The organism is Streptomyces sp. AN091965, assembly GCF_022698285.1.
Taxonomy (GTDB): Bacteria; Actinomycetota; Actinomycetes; order Streptomycetales; family Streptomycetaceae; genus Streptomyces.
The window spans coordinates 9,574,711-9,589,908 of sequence record NZ_JALDMY010000001.1; the positions used below are offsets into that span (position 1 = coordinate 9,574,711).

A 15,198-nucleotide genomic window follows, 5' to 3' on the forward strand; every position below is an offset into this window, starting at 1 on the left:
GGGGTGCGGGCCCGCGCCGTGGAACGGTGCCTAGCAGCTCATGGCCCAGGTGTGGGAGTCGCCGTTGTCGTTGGCCGCGCCGTTGTAGTTGACCTCCTGGCCCGGAGTGAGGCAGATGGTCATGTGGCCGCCCTGGTGGGCTCGCGAGTACACCCTCACGTGATCCTTGATGCCGGGCCCGGAGATGCCGTGGTTGGCCCAGGAGGAGTCCTCGTCGGCGATCCAGCTCTCCCACCAGCCGTCGTCACCGGACCAGTTGGCGCGCTGGCCCTTGTAGTCGGAGTGCTCCCAGGTGCAGAACTCGCCGCTGGGGCAGTCGGCGGCACCGGCGGGCGTGGCCGCGACCAGGCCGCCCGTCATCAGGAGGGCGGCTGCCGCGACGGCGGCGAAGAGGCCTCGCTTGGCGGAGGTCTTGGGGGCGGAGGGGGCGAGCTTCGTGCTCATGGGTGAATGGGGCCTTTCTGTTTGCTTCTCTGGTACTGCTTCGGTGTTTCGGGATGGCTGGTGCGCGGCGGGCGCCGGCCGGTCAGGCCGCCTGGCAGCCCTCGTCCTTGTCGGACACGCCGTCGATCCGCGATCCCCAGGACCAGTTGTCGCTGAAGTCGTACGGGCGGATCAGACGGTAGAAGCAGTCGTGCCGCCCCCAGTCGATCGCGTACAGGTTCTGGTTGGCGTCCGAGCGGAACGACGCGGTCTTGTCGTGGTGGGAGTCGGGCAGGTCCCGGTAGCCCGGGGGCCGGTAGCAGAAGCCCGTGCCGTGCTGGCCCGCCTGGGTCCAGAAGCACACTTCGCCGGGGCCGCGCTCGACGCCGGGCCCGGCCGCCGACGCGGGAGCCGTCGCGAGCGCGGGGGCGAGGGCGGTGACCAGGGCGGCGGTGGACAGAGCGAGTTTGCGGAGCATGGGCACCTTCGCGTCGCTGGGGGATTCCCGCCCAAGGCTCGTGGGCGGGCACCGCCAGACTGCCCTCGGTGCGAGGGCGACATTCAGGCATTCACCCGAATGGTGGGCCTGTGGGAGAGCAGAAGCCTTTCTTCACGCGCGAGGCGTGATGCCGTGGCGAACGCCGTGGTCGGGGTGGTGTGGAGAACGGCCCTTCGACTCGACTGGGTACGGTGTACGCTGATCCTTCTGCTCGAACCAACGTGCGAGGAGCGCTCGTGAACGTCACCCCCGCAGACAGCCACACCGTGATCCAGGTCCGCGGTGCCCGGGCGAACAACTTGCAGAACGTCTCCCTCGACCTGCCGAAACGGCGCTTGACCGTCTTCACCGGAGTCTCGGGCTCGGGGAAGTCCTCGCTGGTCTTCGGCACGATCGCCGCCGAGTCGCAGCGGCTCATCAACGAGACGTACGCCGCGTTCATCCAGTCGTTCATGCCGAGCGTCGGCCGCCCCGACGTCGACGAGCTGCGCAACCTCAGCGCGGCCATCGTCGTCGACCAGGAGCGGATGGGCGCCAACTCGCGCTCCACGGTGGGCACCGCCACGGACGCCTACACGATGCTGCGCATCATCTTCAGCCGCCTCGGGGAGCCGGGCATCGGCACCGCGGGGGCCTTCAGCTTCAATCTGCCCGAGGGCATGTGCCCGGACTGCGAGGGCACCGGCGAGGTCTCCACCGTCGACGTCGACCAGCTGGTGGACCGCGACCTCTCGTTGAACGAGGGCGCCATCACCGTCCCCTCTTACGCGGTGGACTCCTGGAGCTGGCAGATCATGGCCAACTCCGGCTTCCACGACCCCGACAAGAAGCTGCGGGACTTCACCGCGCGGGAGTGGGACGACCTCCTGCACAAGGCGCCGGTCAAGGTGAAGGTGGGCTCCAACGGTTTCACGTACGAGGGCCTCGTCTCCAAGATGCAGCGGAGCTGGCTGGCCAAGGACCGCGAGTCGCTCCAGCCGCACATCAGGAGCTTCGTCGAGCGGGCGGTCGTCTTCGCCCGCTGCCCGCTCTGCGAGGGCAGCCGCCTCACCCGGGCCGCGCTCGCCTCGAAGGTCGACGGGCTGAACATCGCCGAGTGCTCGGCGATGCAGATCAGCGACCTGGCGGCGTTCGTGCGCGGCATCGACGCGCCGGGCGTGGCGCCGCTGCTCGCCGGACTGCGGGACCTGCTCGACTCGCTCGTGGAGATCGGCCTCGGCTACCTCAGTCTGGACCGGCCCTCGGGCACGCTGTCCGGCGGCGAGGCCCAGCGCGTGAAGATGGTGCGCCACCTCGGCTCCAGCATCACCGACGTGACGTACGTGTTCGACGAGCCGACCATCGGCCTGCACCCGCACGACATCCAGCGCATGAACGGCCTGCTGCTGCGGCTGCGCGACAAGGGCAACACCGTGCTCGTCGTCGAGCACAAGCCGGAGGTCGTCGCGATCGCCGACCACGTCGTGGACCTCGGCCCCGGCGCGGGGGAGGCGGGCGGCGAGATCTGCTACACCGGCGACGTGGCGGGCCTGCGCACGTCCGGCACGCTCACCGGACGCCACCTCGGACACCGCGCCGAGCTGCGCACACGCGTCCGTACGCCCCAGGGGCACCTGTCCATCAAGGGCGCCGACCGGCACAACCTCAAGGACGTGGCGGTCGACGTGCCGCTCGGGGTGCTCACCGTGGTCACCGGCGTCGCGGGCTCCGGCAAGAGCTCCCTGATCCACGGCTATCTGTCAGGGCAGGACGGGGTCGTGGTCGCCGACCAGTCGCCGATACGCGGCTCGCGCCGCTCGAACCCGGCGACGTACACCAACCTCCTCGGCCCCATCCGTACCGCCTTCGCCAAGGCCAACGGCGTCAAGGCGGCGCTGTTCAGCGCCAACTCCGAGGGTGCCTGCCCGAAGTGCAACGGCATCGGCCTCGTCTACACCGACCTCGCGATGATGGCGCAGGTCGCCTCGGTGTGCGAGGAGTGCGCGGGCAAGCGGTTCACGCCCGAGGTCCTGACGTACACGCTGCGCGGCAAGAACATCAGCGAGGTGCTCGGCATGTCGGTCGCGGAGGCGTACGCCTTCTTCCCGTCCGGCCAGGCGCACACCATCCTCGGCCGGCTCCACGACGTCGGCCTTGGCTATCTGCGCCTCGGCCAGCCGCTCAACACCCTCTCCGGAGGCGAGCGGCAGCGCCTCAAGCTCGCCATCCACATGGCCGAGAAGTCGTCCACGTACGTCCTGGACGAGCCGACGACCGGACTGCACCTGGCCGACGTGGACAAGCTGCTCGCACTCCTCGACCGGCTCGTCGACGACGGCAATTCGGTGGTCGTCATCGAACACCACCAGGCCGTCATGGCCCACGCCGACTGGATCATCGACCTCGGCCCGGGCGGCGGACACGACGGCGGCGAGGTGGTGTTCACCGGCACCCCCGCCGAACTGGTCGCGGAAGCCGACACGCTGACAGCACGTCACCTGCGGGAGTACGTGGCCTCCTGAGCCCGTGCCGTGGGGTGCGGACCCCGCGCCCCACGGCACGCCCGCGATATTCGCTTGCCCTCGCGGCGGCGGAGGACCACAGTCGCCCCGTGCGAAACATCGAGCTGTCGGACGGCGTGGTCACCCTGTCCCCCCTGACCCTGGAGGACGTCGACGCGCACCTGGCGGGCGAGGACGACCTCCTCGTGCGCTGGCTCAACGGCGAGCCCAGCACCCGGGCGAGCACGGAGGAGTACGTGCGCCACTGCCAGGACCAGTGGGCCGACGAGGGCACGCTGCGCGCCTTCGGCGTGCGCGCCGGTGACGACCAGACCCTCGCGGGCACCATCGACGTACGGCTCACCGTCCCGGGCCTCGCCCCCGGCGCGGCCAACATCGCCTACGGGCTCTATCCCGCCTGGCGGGGCCGGGGCCTCGCGACCCGCGCGGTCGACCTGGTCTGCCGCTACACGGCGACCGAGGGCGCGCGCGTCGGCGTGATCCGGGTGGACCCCGCCAACGCCGCGTCGGAAGCGGTGGCGCGGCGCGCGGGCTTCACGTACATGAAGCAGGTCCGGGAGGCGGACGGGACGTGCCACAACTGGTACGTCCGCGACCTCAAGGGCCTCGCCGCGCCACGGTAGGCGTCAGGGCTTCTCCGAGCACTCGTTGCCCGTGGCGGGGTTGAGCACGCCCACGACGTTCACGGTGTTGCCGCAGAGGTTCACGGGGACGTCGACCGGCACTTGGACGAGGTTGCCGCTGAGGACGCCGGGCGAGTTCTCCACCTTGCCGTTGGCGTCGGCGTCGGCGGCCGCTGAGGTGGCGCCGCCGACCAGCGTCGTCACGGCGAGTGCGGCCGAGGCGAGGAGTACGCGAGTGCGCATGGGTACCTCCTGGTGCGAAGGAATGGTTCCTCCCGAGCCTCGCCGCCGTGCGGCACGGGAGAAAGTCCTGGTAGCCCGATGGAATGAACAGTGAGAACCAGCCAATTCGGTGGACCGTACGAGGCGTCCGGGCCCGGAAACGGAACGAAGGTGACGGGGCGGGCGCGGGACGGCGCCGCCCCGCAAGGCGCGGTTTCCGGCCTTCATCATCCCGGCGGGGGACATGCGCGACGAACTTGGCCGAACCGCACGTCATCGAAATTGCTGTAGAGGGCATGTAGTGGGGAGCGGAACGCCTCGGGGGACCGGCAGACCTGTACGCCCGTCCGAAACCGGAGACAGCATGACGCAAGCAGCTCCCTTTCCTCAGGACCGCACCTGTCCCTACCACCCGCCCGCCGGCTACCGCCCACTGAGCGAACAGGGCCCCCTCAGCCGCATCACCCTCTACGACGACACCGAGGCCTGGGTCGTCACCGGGCACGCCGAGGCCCAGGCGCTGCTCACCGACGCCCGGCTCTCCGCGAACCGACAGAATCCGGCCTTCCCCTCCATCGCCCCCCGCTTCGAGCTCTCGCGCCGCGTCCGGACCGCGCTCCTCGGCGTGGACGACCCCGAACACAACAGACAGCGCCGCATGCTCATACCGCCGTTCGGCGTGAAACGGGTGGCGGCGATGCGGCCCCGCATCGAGCACCTCGTCGACCAGCTCCTGGACACCATGCTCGAACAGGGCCCGCCCGTGGACCTGGTGTCCGCGTTCGCCCTTCCGGTGCCGTCCATGGTGATCTGCGAGCTCCTGGGTGTGCCGTACGACGACCACGACTTCTTCGAGGAGGCCTCGCGCCGCCTGCTGCGCGGCAAGACGGCCGATGAGGCCGAGGAGGCGCGGCTGGACCTCATGGACTACCTCGTGGGCCTGGTCGACCGGAAGAGCCGGGCCGCCGGGGGCCGCCCCGCGGACGCGGCGGCGCCCACCGAAGGCCTGCTCGACGACCTCGTCCGCGAACGGCTGCACACCGACGAGGTCGACCGCGACGAACTGGCGCGGATCGCACTGATCCTGCTGGTCGCCGGGCACGAGACGACCGCCAACATGATCTCGCTCGGCACCTTCACCCTCCTCGAACACCCGGCACAGCTCGACGCGCTGCGCGCCGAGCCGGAGCTGATCCGCGACGCGGTGGAGGAACTGCTGCGCTTCCTGTCGATCGCCGACGCGCTCCAGCGGGTCGCGACCGCCGACATCGAGGTGGCCGGGCAGACCATCCGCGCGGGCGAGGGCGTCTTCCTCGCCGCCTCGGCCATCAACCGCGACGCCGCCGTCTACCCCGAACCCGACGACCTCGACGTCCGCAGAAGCGCCCGCCACCACCTGGCCTTCGGCTTCGGCATCCACCAGTGCCTCGGGCAGAACCTCGCCCGCCTGGAGCTGGAGATCGCCTTCACCTCCCTCCTCGCCCGGGTTCCCGACCTGCGGCTCGCCGTCCCGCCGGACGAGGTCCCGATCAAGCCCGGCGACACCATCCAGGGCCTCATCGAACTGCCCGTCAGCTGGGGGCGCGGCTGATGCGCATCACGATCGACACGGACCGCTGCATCGGCGCGGGCCAGTGCGTGCTGACCGCCCCCGGCGTCTTCACCCAGGACGACGACGGCTTCAGCGCACTGCTGCCCGAGAGCGCCGGCACAGCGGACGACCCGATGCTGAAGGAGGCGGCACGCGCCTGCCCGGTGCAGGCCATCACCCTCGAGAGCGAGTGACGCACACGGGCGGGGACCGGCAGCGGCCCCCGCCCCCTCCCATGAGGGCGGCGCCTCTGAGGCGCCGCCGGTCAACGGGGCGTCTCCGGTCGGTGGAGCGGAAAAGGGGGAGCGCCGCCCGGAGCCGTCGGGAACAATTGGATCATGCGCATCCGAGTGGTCGACCCCAACGAATTCCCCCTGCTCCAGGACATCGAGAGGGCCGCGGGCCGCTCCTTCCGGGACGTCGGCATGCCGGAGATCGCCGATGACGAGCCGCCCACGTCCGACGAGCTCGCGCGGTACCAGCGGGCGGGGCGCGCCTGGGTCGCGGCCGACGACGCCGACCGGCCCGTGGCGTACCTCCTCGCGGACCACGTCGACGGCGACCTGCACATCGAGCAGGTGTCCGTGCACCCCGACCACGCGCGGCGCGGCGTCGGCCGCGCCCTCATCGAGCACCTGGCCGGCACCGCAAGGGCGGGTGGGTTCCCCGCGCTGACCCTGACGACCTTCGCCGAGGTGCCGTGGAACGCGCCGTACTACGCCCGCTGCGGCTTCGAGACCGTCGACGAGGCGGCGATCGGCCCGCAGCTGCGGGCGGTGCGGCGGAACGAGGCGGCCCACGGCCTGGACCGGTGGCCGAGGGTGTGCATGCGCCGCCCGGTGTGAAGCCGCGGCACAACAGGCTCATTGAAGTCTTCAGTACCGCCCCGGTCCGGATCTAGGATCGGGCGGCATGAGCGGGCGACAGCTCAGGACCCGGCGCGGTGCGCGGCACACCGGCGCGCGCGGCGCGGTCCTGTGCCTGCTGGCGCTCGTGGTCTGCCTGCTCACCGTGGGGGGCTCGGGCGCGGCGTCGGCCTCCTTAGTCACGGAGAAGCCTGACCACGCGCGCACGACGGGCCCCTCCAGCCCGGCCGTCGAGGTCTCGGTGGGCCCCGACACGAGCGGCTGCCAGGACGGGGACGCCCAGGACGCGCCCCGTGGCGCGATGCTGCCCCGGCCCGACCAGCCCTGCGCGCCCCTGCCCCGGTCCGCGCCGACGAGCGGCGACGCGGTGCCCGTTGCCACCGCGTCGAGCCCGAAGGGCTGCGCGGACGCCACCGCCGTCGATCTCTACAGAACCCGCGTCATCAGAACGTAGAGGGCCCTCTCCTCCCTCGACGCTTCCCACGCCACGGACGCGGCGTCCGACCGCTCCACCGGACGCCCCCCTGCCCGCGCGGTGTCCGGCCGCGCGGCTTCCTCCGCACCCCCATCGCACCAAGGAGAGATCCAGCATGTCTTCGTCCCCCTCCCGTCCCCCCGCCCCGCCCGAGGGCCTGATCGTGCCCGGTGCGCCGGTCGCCCACCGGGCCGCCCCCGGCGCTCCCGCGCTCCAGCCCGGCACCGACCTCGGTCTGCTGCTCCTGCGCGTCGCCGTCGGCTTGACCATGGCCGGTCACGGCACGCAGAAGCTGTTCGGCTGGTTCGACGGCGGCGGCTTGAACGGCACCGCCGACCATTTCGCCGCGGACGGCTACAAGGCCGCCAAGGCGATGGCCTGGGTCGCCGCCCTCACCGAGACCTTCTGCGGCCTCGGCCTCGCCATCGGCCTGCTCACCCCGCTCGCGGGCGCGGGCATCCTCGGCATCATGCTCAACGCCATCGCCACCAAGTGGGGCGGCGGCTTCTTCGCCCCCGAGGGCATCGAGTACGACCTCGTCCTGCTCACCGGCGCCGTGGCCCTGGCCCTGACCGGACCCGGCCGCGTCGCCGCCGACCAGCTGCTGCCCGGGCTGCGCGACCACCGGTTCACGAAGGGCGTCGCGGCGGTCGCCCTCGGCGCGCTCTCGGCCGCGTTCGTCCTGGTCGTCCTGCGCGACTGAGGCGGTACCCCCGGCAGGACCGGGGCGGCGCCCGCGGGAACACGACCCGGGGACGCCGCCCCGGTGCCATGCCGGCGCGAGGAGAACGTACTTGCGCGAGCAGAACGTACTTGACCGCGGAACGGTCTCCGCTTTGAGTGGGAGGGCCCATCGCCGGGCCCATCGCCCTCGACCAGGAGCCGTCATGCCCGCACAGGAAAGCAAGGACGAGACACCGGCACGCGTGCCGATGACCGCCGAGAGCATCGAGGCGGTCACGGTCGGCGAAGTGCCCCGGCTCGACGGGCCAGTGACGCTCAGGGAGTACGATCCGCGCTGGCCCGAGGCCTTCGCGCGGGAGGCGGCACGCATCCGTGCCGCGCTCGCCGCGACGCCGCACGAGCTGGAGCACGCGGGGTCCACCTCGGTGCCGGGCCTGACCGCCAAGCCGGTCGTCGACATGGTGCTCACCGTCCCCGACCCCGGCGACGAGGAGGCGTACGTACCGGCCCTGGAGCGGATCGGATTCCGGCTCGCCATCCGTGAACCCGAGTGGTACGAACACCGCGTGCTGCGCAAGCAGGACCTGGGGCCCGGCGCCGATTCGGCGAACCTGCACGTGTTCCCGCGCGGCTGCGCCGAGGTGACCCGCATGCTGCTGTTCCGCGACCGGCTGCGCGCCCACCCCGACGACCGGGACCTGTACGCCCGCACCAAGCAAGCGCTTGCCGCCCGCACCTGGACCCATATGCAGAACTACGCCGACGCCAAGTCGGACGTGGTCGCGGAGATCATGGAGCGGGCGGCGCGCGAGGGCTGAGCGCGGCCGGTGCCGCGCGGCGAGGTCAGGCGGCCGGGGTCAGAGCCGTGCGGCGGAGCAGCGGCGCGGGCGCGGCGAGGGCGGGAGCGCCGTCCGGGACGGGCACCGCGGCGAAGATCGCGTCCTGCTGGTCCTGGAGCTCCCGCTTGCGCTCGGGGCTGGTCGAGGGCAGCCGCAGCTCCTCGTACAGCTTGTGCGTCTCCTCCTGGGCGTACTTGCTCGCCGGGGTGTGGAACTGCACCTCGAACCGCTGCCGCGAATCCGCCGCAATCCAGCCGGAGTTGAGACCTTTGTAGCCCTTCTCGCGACCCCAGGTGTTGGACCACTTCGTGGTGTCGTCGCCCCAGGCGGAGAGCACCTCGGCGGCGAGGGTGACACCGGTGACGTAGCGGTCGTCGGGCCACTGGAGGGTGTAGCGCACCGCGTCGCTCAGCCGGGCCAGGGCGTCGTCGACGTTCCGCTCCGGATGGTCCTTGAGGTCCGTGGCGACCTTCCGCTTGAGGGAGTCGGGGGACTTGAGACGGTGGTCGAAGCCGACGAGTTCGGCCCGGCTGAGGTCGGCGGCGGCCCGCACGTCGCGGCTGATCGCCGGTTCCGCCGCACGGGCGCGGGCGACGTACGCGTCGACCTTGCGGTTGTCCGCGGCGTCGAGGCGCAGGCCGTCGCGCTCCCAGCCGCCCTCGTCGTCGTGCCGCGCCGCGTCGCCGCGCGGGGCGATGGCGTGCTTGCCCGTCTTGCCGGAGTGGTCGGCGGCGTACGCGGTGAGCCCGGTGGCGGCCGTGGACAGGGTGAGGGCGGCGGCCAGTACGGCGGCCGTCCGGCCCAGGCGGTGCTGCGTGGTCATGCGGAGGCGGTGTCCCTTCTCGCGGGGGGCACCGCCCGCCCCGAGGCAGCGGGGCGGGCGGTGATCGTCGACGGGGACAACGGACGAGCGCGGCAGAAGTACCGTGCGAAGACCCGGGCGGTGGAACTCGGCCTGATGGTGCCGCCCGGTGGCGGGATCGCGCGGGGGCCGTCAGGCGGTCGGCGAGCCGGTGACCGCCGCGAGTGCCTGGCGGAGCGAGGCGTCGCTCGGCGGGGCGTCGGGCCAGCGGGCCGCGATGTGGCCGTCGGGGCGGACGAGCAGCGCCCCGTGCAGGCTCAGGCCGCAGGGGTCCGCGTGCTCACGGAGGAGGGCCTCGATCCGCAACGGCCAGAGCGCGGCGGGCAGGTGCGCCCACCGGGCCGGGTCCGGGGTGAGCAGGGTGAACCACTCGCCGCAGGCGTCGAGCGTGGAGCGGCCCGGGGCGAGCCAGAGGTGCGGCATGCGGTGGCCGGGCTCCGGGGTGGGGACGTAGTCCGTGCCCCCTTCGGAGGAGTCGGACGCTTCCGGCGGGGCCGGGCCGTCGGCGAGGACCGCCCCGGAGCGGTACGCGACGCCGAGCACCAGGCCGAGCTGCGCGAAGTACCGCTCCGACCAGGGGAGTTCGACCGGATCCGCGGTCGCCGTGCCGGAACGGAGCTGCTCGTTGCGGCGCGTCTGCACCTCGACCATGAGCTGGGTGCCGGCCACGGTCCGGTCGAGCGTCCGATGGGCCACGGGCAGGCGTTCCGTGCCGTAGGTGTCGAGCAGGCCCGGCCCCGCCCACCCGTGCAGGACGCCCGCCAGCTTCCAGCAGAGGTTGTGCACGTCGGCGACGCCGGTGTTCATGCCCAGGCCGCCGGTGATGGGCAGCGCGTGCACGGCGTCACCGGCGAGCACCACGCGCCCCTGCCGGAAGCGCTCGGCGACGAACGCGTTCATCACCCAGTGCTGCACCCGCAGCACCTCGGGCCGCACCTCGGCGCGCGGCCCGAGCGCACGGGAGACCAGGCCGGGCCAGTCGGTGTGCGCGGCGTCGTCCGGCGTGAGGCCGAACCAGAGCCAGCCGCCCTCGGGGTGGACGGGACCGAACGACCCGTGCGCGGTGAAGTAGACCCCGGCGGGCTGCTCGGCGCTCCAGCGGCCGAGGTCGGCGTCGAACACGACGGTGGTGAACCGGCCCAGCTCACCGGGGCCGGTGGTGCCGATGCCCAGGAGCGGCCTGAGGGTGGAGTTCGCGCCGTCGGCGGCGAGGACGTACCGGGCACGGACCCGCGTCCGCTCGCCGCTGCCGTGGTCGGCGAGCACGGCCACGACGCCCTCGTCCCCTTCCGCCAGGTCGACGAGTTCGGCTCCGAAGCGCACCGGTGTGTCGGAGGCCGCCAGCAGGGTGGGCTCCAGGCGGTCCTGCGAGGTGAGGACGCCGATCACGGGGCTCTCGGGCACCGGCGCGTCGACCCCGACCATCGCGGCCGTGGCGAAGTCGCGGTCGTACAGGGTGTCGCGGAAGCGGATGCGGCCGTACTCGGGCGCGAACGCGCGGCCCGCGATCCGGGCGGCGAGGCCGAGCCCGCGGTAGATCTCCATCGAGCGCACGTTGACGAGCCGGGACCGGGGGAAGGGCGAGAGGCCCGTGCGCTTCTCGACGAGCAGCGTCCGCACGCCCCAGCGCGCGAGCAGCGCGCGGGCGGTGAGCCCGACGGGACCGCCCCCGACGATCAGTACCGCCGTCTCGGCGTCCACTCCGGGCATGTCGGCTCCTCAGCGGCGGTGCGGCGGCCTGGGCGGCGGCCGAGCCGGCACGAGGTCAATTTCCCGGACCCGGCGGCGGGCCGCAACGCCCGTGCCGCCGATTGCACCCGAACGTGCTCAGGAGGCGGGGCCGAGCGCGAGCCCGCTCAGGGGAGGGGGCGGCTGGAGCCTCGTACCACCAGGTCGGGGGCCAGGCGTATCGCGCGCTGCGGTCCCGCGCCGTCGGCGCCGAGGCGGTGGCCGAGCAACCGCGTCGCCTCGGCGGCCAGTTCGGCGACCGGCTGGCGGACCGTGGTGATGCCGGGGGCCGCGAGCTCCGCCATCGGGATGTCGTCGAAACCGGTGACGGCGACCTCGCCGGGCACGTCCGCGCCCAGCTCCCGCAGCCGCTGGAGCACACCGATCGCGATGAGGTCGTTCGCGCAGACCACGGCGTCGGGGCGCGCCTCCCACAGCACGTCGACGGCTGCCCGGCCCCAGGCGACGGAGAAGTCGCCGAGCGCCACTCGCTCCGGGGCCCGGGGGTCGAGCGCGCCGGAACCGGCCGCGTACGCCGCGCGCCGTTCGGCCGCAGCCGACGCCGTGCCGTGCGCGCCGACGAAACAGGGCCGCCGGCGCCCGGTGGCCGCGAGGTGGTCCAGGACGAGCGCCATGCCCGTGGCGTTGTCGACGGCCACGGAGTCGGCGACGCCGGGGCCGCACCGGCGGTCCAGGAGGACCAGCGGCACCCGCGCCGCTGCCGCGGCCACCGCGTCCCGGCTGCGCCGCTCGTCGGCCGGGATCACCAGGAGCGCGTCGACGCGGCGGCTGAGCAGGTCGTCGATGCGCTCCGCCTCCGCCACGGGGTCGTCGTCGCAGTCGGCGAGCAGCACGGCCCGGCCCTCGGCGTGCAGCGCGTGGGTCAGCTCGCGGACCAGGGCCGGGTAGAAGGGGTTGGTGATCTGCGGCAGGACGAGGCCGACCGTGCCGGTGGCGCGGCTGCGCAGGGCGCGGGCCGCGTGGTTGGGCCGGTAGCCGAGGCTCGCCGCGGCCGCCCGGACGCGGCGGGCGGTGTCGGCGCCCACGGGCCGGGTTCCGGCGAGGACCCGTGAGACGGTGGCGACGGAGCAGCCCGAGGCCCGCGCCACGTCCCGGAGCGTTACGTCAGCCACGCCCGTGCCCCCTTCCCTCGGCAATGTCCGGAGAACGTTATCAACGGCCCCAGGGCTCGCCTGAGGGTGCCGAAGCGCGGCAGGTCCTCGGGTCGCCTCGCGCAGGCCTGACGTCACACCAGTTCAGAGGCGTTGCGTGGGTACATGGACGGGGACGCTCCGGATCGTTGACATAATGCGCACCCGTGCACAAAGTCTTCGGAGAACGTTTTCCCGAGGTGACGCCCGCCAGCGCCGCCTCAGCCGAACAAAGAGGTTCCGCGATGGCCAGAAAGATCATCCTCGACTGCGACCCCGGGCATGACGACGCGATCGCCATGCTGCTGGCGCACGGCAATCCGGACGTCGAGCTGGTCGCGGTCACCACCGTCGTCGGCAACCAGACCCTGGAGAAGGTCACCCGCAACGCCCTGTCGGTGGCCCGCATCGCCGACATCACCGGCGTGCCCTTCGCGGCGGGCTGCCCCCGGCCCCTGGTGCGCGACGTCGAGGTTGCCGAGTCGATCCACGGCGAGAGCGGCCTGGACGGCCCCGTCCTGCCCGAGCCGGCCCTGGAGCTCGACCGCCGCCACGCCGTCGACCTCATCATCGACACGGTGATGTCCCACGAGCCCGGCGAGATCACGATCGTCCCGACGGCCGGTCTGACCAACATCGCCCTGGCCGTGCGCAAGGAGCCCCGCATCGCCGAGCGCGTCCGCGAGGTCGTCCTCATGGGCGGCGGCTACCACACCGGCAACTGGAGCGCCGTCGCCGAGTTCAACATCAAGATCGACCCGGAGGCCGCGCACATCGTCTTCAACGAGCGCTGGCCCCTCACCATGGTCGGCCTCGACCTGACGCACCAGGCGCTCGCCACCCCCGAGGTCGTCGGGCGCATCGCCGCCGTGGGCACGCGGCCCGCCGCGTTCGTGGGCGAGCTCCTGGACTTCTTCGGCTCCATGTACCTGCGGGAGCAGGGCTTCGAGCACCCGCCGGTGCACGACCCGTGCGCCGTCGCGTACGTCATCGACCCGAGCGTCATGACGGTGCGCAAGGCCCCCGTGGACATCGAGCTGACCGGCACCCTCACCCTCGGCATGACCGTGGCCGACTTCCGCGCGCCCGCCCCCGCCGACTGCCACACCCAGGTCGCCGTCGACCTGGACCACGGCAGGTTCTGGGACCTCGTCGTCGACGCCCTGGAGCGCATCGGCGAGGTGCCCGCGTGAACGCCTCATCCACCGGGTCCGCCACCGCGACCGCGCCGGGCAGCCGCCCGGTGCGGATCTGGGTCCTCGTCACCGCCCTCCTCGTGGCGTGCTTCGCCTTCCAGCTGAACGCGAGCATGCTCAGCCCCGCGCTGAAGAACGTCGAGGACTCCCTCGGCGCGACCACCGCCGAGGTCGGCCTGACCCAGACGGCGTTCTTCACCTCCGCCGCGCTGTTCTCGCTGTTCCTGCCGCGCCTGGGCGACCTCGTCGGCCGCCGCCGGGTGCTCGCCGCGATGATGGTCCTGATGGCCGTGGGCTGCGTCGTGGCCGCGCTCGCGCAGAGCGTGCCGATGCTGTTCGTCGGCCGCGTCATCCAGGGCGTGTCCGGGCCGACGGTCCCGCTCTGCCTGATCATGCTGCGCAACGAGGTCCACGAGCCCAAGCGCTACGGCACCCTGCTCGGCGTCATCACCGCCGTCAACGGCGGCATCGCGGGCGTCGACTCCATCGCGGGCGGCAAGCTCGCCGACCACTACGGCTTCCACTCGGTCTTCTGGGTGATGGCCGTCGTCGCCGCCCTCGCCGCCGTCCTGGTCGCCGTGCTCACCCCCGAGTCGACCGCCGACAACGCCGCCGAGACCCGCATGGACTGGCCCGGCGTGGCCATCCTGGTCGTCTCCGTCGGCGCGGCCCTGATCGCCCTCAACGAAGCGGGGAAGCTCGGCGACGCCAACTGGCCGCTCGTGGCCGCTCTCGCCGTCGTCGCCGCGGCCGCCTTCGCCGTGTTCTGGCGCGCGGAGGACCGCAGCAGCCACCCGCTGGTGGCGACCCGGCACCTGCGCCAGCGCTCCACCTGGGCCCTGCTCCTGACGACCGTGCTCACCATGACCGGCGTCTTCGCCGTCATGAACGGCATGATCCCCGCGTTCGCGCAGAACGCGGACGCCGGGTTCGGCATGAGTGCCGAGCAGTCCGCCTGGTGGACCCTGACCCCCTACGCCCTCGCGGGCCTGGCCATGGGCCCCCTCGCGGGCCGCCTCGCCGCCACCCTCGGCTACGGCAAGGTCCTGCGCTTCGGCCTCGTCGGCTCGGCCGCGACGGTCGCCCTGATGCTCGTCACGCTCCAGGCCGACTCGCGCCCGCTGCTGCTCGTCTCGTCGATCCTCATCGGCGTCACGTACGCGGGCGTCGCCAACATCGTCCTCAACGGTCTCGGCATCGTCCTGTCCCCGAAGGAGAGCCCCGGCGTCCTGCCCGGCCTCAACGCGGGCGCGTTCAACCTGGGCGCGGGCCTGAGCTTCGCCGTCCTGTTCGCCGTGCAGACCGCGGCCGCGCCCGCGGACAAGACCTCGGTGGCGGGCTACTCGGCGGGCATGATCGCCGGAGTCGTCCTCATCGCGGCGGCGTTCGTGACGTCCTTCCTGATCCCGAAGCCGGTGACGGCGGAGGAGCACGCCTAGGGCCTGCCCGACGGGTCGCCCCGCGCGCCCTACGGGGGGCCGCGGGGCCGACGGACGGGAAGCGGTCGAACACAGTCCGTAGAAGGGCAAGAGCGAGAC

The 15,198-nt window shown here is 72.7% G+C and carries 16 protein-coding genes; 10 read left to right on the forward strand and 6 right to left on the reverse strand.

The features are described 5' to 3' along the window. Window positions 1–30: 30 nt before the first annotated feature. Both MQV74_RS39560 and MQV74_RS39565 read right to left on the reverse strand, forming a co-directional pair. Complete coding sequence (locus MQV74_RS39560) at window positions 31–444, reverse strand: peptidase inhibitor family I36 protein (RefSeq protein ID WP_374120762.1); 414 nt, start codon at window positions 442–444, stop codon at window positions 31–33. 82 nt (window positions 445–526) lie between these two features. Further along, complete coding sequence (locus MQV74_RS39565; protein ID WP_242728339.1) at window positions 527–901, reverse strand: hypothetical protein; 375 nt, start codon at window positions 899–901, stop codon at window positions 527–529. A 257-nt stretch (window positions 902–1,158) separates the two neighbouring features. Here MQV74_RS39565 and MQV74_RS39570 point away from each other — a divergent pair, with 257 nt between their 5' ends. Together MQV74_RS39570 and MQV74_RS39575 are read left to right on the forward strand one after the other, a co-directional pair. Further along, window positions 1,159–3,423: an ATP-binding cassette domain-containing protein gene (locus tag MQV74_RS39570; RefSeq protein WP_242728340.1), complete on the forward strand. Its 2,265-nt coding sequence runs from the start codon at window positions 1,159–1,161 to the stop codon at window positions 3,421–3,423. 89 nt (window positions 3,424–3,512) lie between these two features. Then, entirely contained in the window at window positions 3,513–4,046 is a 534-nt protein-coding gene (locus tag MQV74_RS39575) for a GNAT family N-acetyltransferase (protein WP_242728341.1), read from the forward strand. A gap of 3 nt (window positions 4,047–4,049) precedes the next feature. Here the strand turns inward: MQV74_RS39575 and MQV74_RS39580 are convergent, their stop codons facing one another. Beyond that, entirely contained in the window at window positions 4,050–4,289 is a 240-nt protein-coding gene (locus tag MQV74_RS39580; RefSeq protein ID WP_242728342.1) for a chaplin, read from the reverse strand. Window positions 4,290–4,632: 343 nt separating this feature from the next. On the opposite strand from MQV74_RS39580, the gene MQV74_RS39585 reads away from it, so the two are divergent. The 6 genes from MQV74_RS39585 (at window position 4,633) to MQV74_RS39610 (ending at window position 8,702) form a co-directional block, all read left to right on the forward strand. After that, on the forward strand, window positions 4,633–5,859 hold the full coding sequence (locus tag MQV74_RS39585; RefSeq protein ID WP_242728343.1) for a cytochrome P450: 1,227 nt from the start codon (window positions 4,633–4,635) through the stop codon (window positions 5,857–5,859). Next, a complete protein-coding gene (locus tag MQV74_RS39590) occupies window positions 5,859–6,053 on the forward strand; it encodes a ferredoxin (RefSeq protein WP_242728344.1) in 195 nt (64 codons plus the stop codon). Before MQV74_RS39585 ends, MQV74_RS39590 begins: the two co-directional genes overlap by 1 nt. Before the next feature lie 144 nt (window positions 6,054–6,197). Then, the gene (locus MQV74_RS39595) at window positions 6,198–6,704 is read left to right on the forward strand and encodes a GNAT family N-acetyltransferase (protein ID WP_242728345.1); all 507 of its coding nucleotides are present in this window, start codon (window positions 6,198–6,200) and stop codon (window positions 6,702–6,704) included. Window positions 6,705–6,771: 67 nt separating this feature from the next. Continuing rightward, the gene (locus tag MQV74_RS39600) at window positions 6,772–7,179 is read left to right on the forward strand and encodes a hypothetical protein (protein ID WP_242728346.1); all 408 of its coding nucleotides are present in this window, start codon (window positions 6,772–6,774) and stop codon (window positions 7,177–7,179) included. A 136-nt stretch (window positions 7,180–7,315) separates the two neighbouring features. Then, on the forward strand, window positions 7,316–7,903 hold the full coding sequence (locus tag MQV74_RS39605) for a DoxX family protein (RefSeq protein ID WP_242728347.1): 588 nt from the start codon (window positions 7,316–7,318) through the stop codon (window positions 7,901–7,903). A 184-nt stretch (window positions 7,904–8,087) separates the two neighbouring features. Further along, complete coding sequence (locus MQV74_RS39610) at window positions 8,088–8,702, forward strand: GrpB family protein (protein ID WP_242728348.1); 615 nt, start codon at window positions 8,088–8,090, stop codon at window positions 8,700–8,702. Between the two features lie 25 nt (window positions 8,703–8,727). Here MQV74_RS39610 and MQV74_RS39615 read toward each other — a convergent pair whose 3' ends face one another. The 3 genes from MQV74_RS39615 to MQV74_RS39625 all read right to left on the reverse strand — a co-directional run bounded on the left by MQV74_RS39615 (window position 8,728) and on the right by MQV74_RS39625 (window position 12,446). Continuing rightward, window positions 8,728–9,546 carry an ATP nucleotide 3'-pyrophosphokinase gene (locus MQV74_RS39615; RefSeq protein WP_242728349.1) on the reverse strand — a complete coding sequence of 273 codons (819 nt, stop codon included), beginning with the start codon at window positions 9,544–9,546 and terminating at the stop codon, window positions 8,728–8,730. 171 nt (window positions 9,547–9,717) lie between these two features. Further along, window positions 9,718–11,295 carry an FAD-dependent monooxygenase gene (locus tag MQV74_RS39620; RefSeq protein ID WP_242728350.1) on the reverse strand — a complete coding sequence of 526 codons (1,578 nt, stop codon included), beginning with the start codon at window positions 11,293–11,295 and terminating at the stop codon, window positions 9,718–9,720. Between the two features lie 146 nt (window positions 11,296–11,441). After that, on the reverse strand, window positions 11,442–12,446 hold the full coding sequence (locus MQV74_RS39625) for a LacI family DNA-binding transcriptional regulator (protein WP_242728351.1): 1,005 nt from the start codon (window positions 12,444–12,446) through the stop codon (window positions 11,442–11,444). A gap of 263 nt (window positions 12,447–12,709) precedes the next feature. On the opposite strand from MQV74_RS39625, the gene uriH reads away from it, so the two are divergent. Continuing rightward, window positions 12,710–13,657 carry a uridine-preferring nucleoside hydrolase UriH gene (gene uriH / locus MQV74_RS39630; protein WP_242728352.1) on the forward strand — a complete coding sequence of 316 codons (948 nt, stop codon included), beginning with the start codon at window positions 12,710–12,712 and terminating at the stop codon, window positions 13,655–13,657. Further along, window positions 13,654–15,099 (forward strand): uridine transporter UriT, encoded by a 1,446-nt coding sequence (gene uriT, locus MQV74_RS39635; RefSeq protein WP_242728353.1) that lies wholly within the window; start codon window positions 13,654–13,656, stop codon window positions 15,097–15,099. The genes uriH and uriT overlap by 4 nt, the downstream gene beginning before the upstream one ends. Window positions 15,100–15,198: the final 99 nt, after the last annotated feature.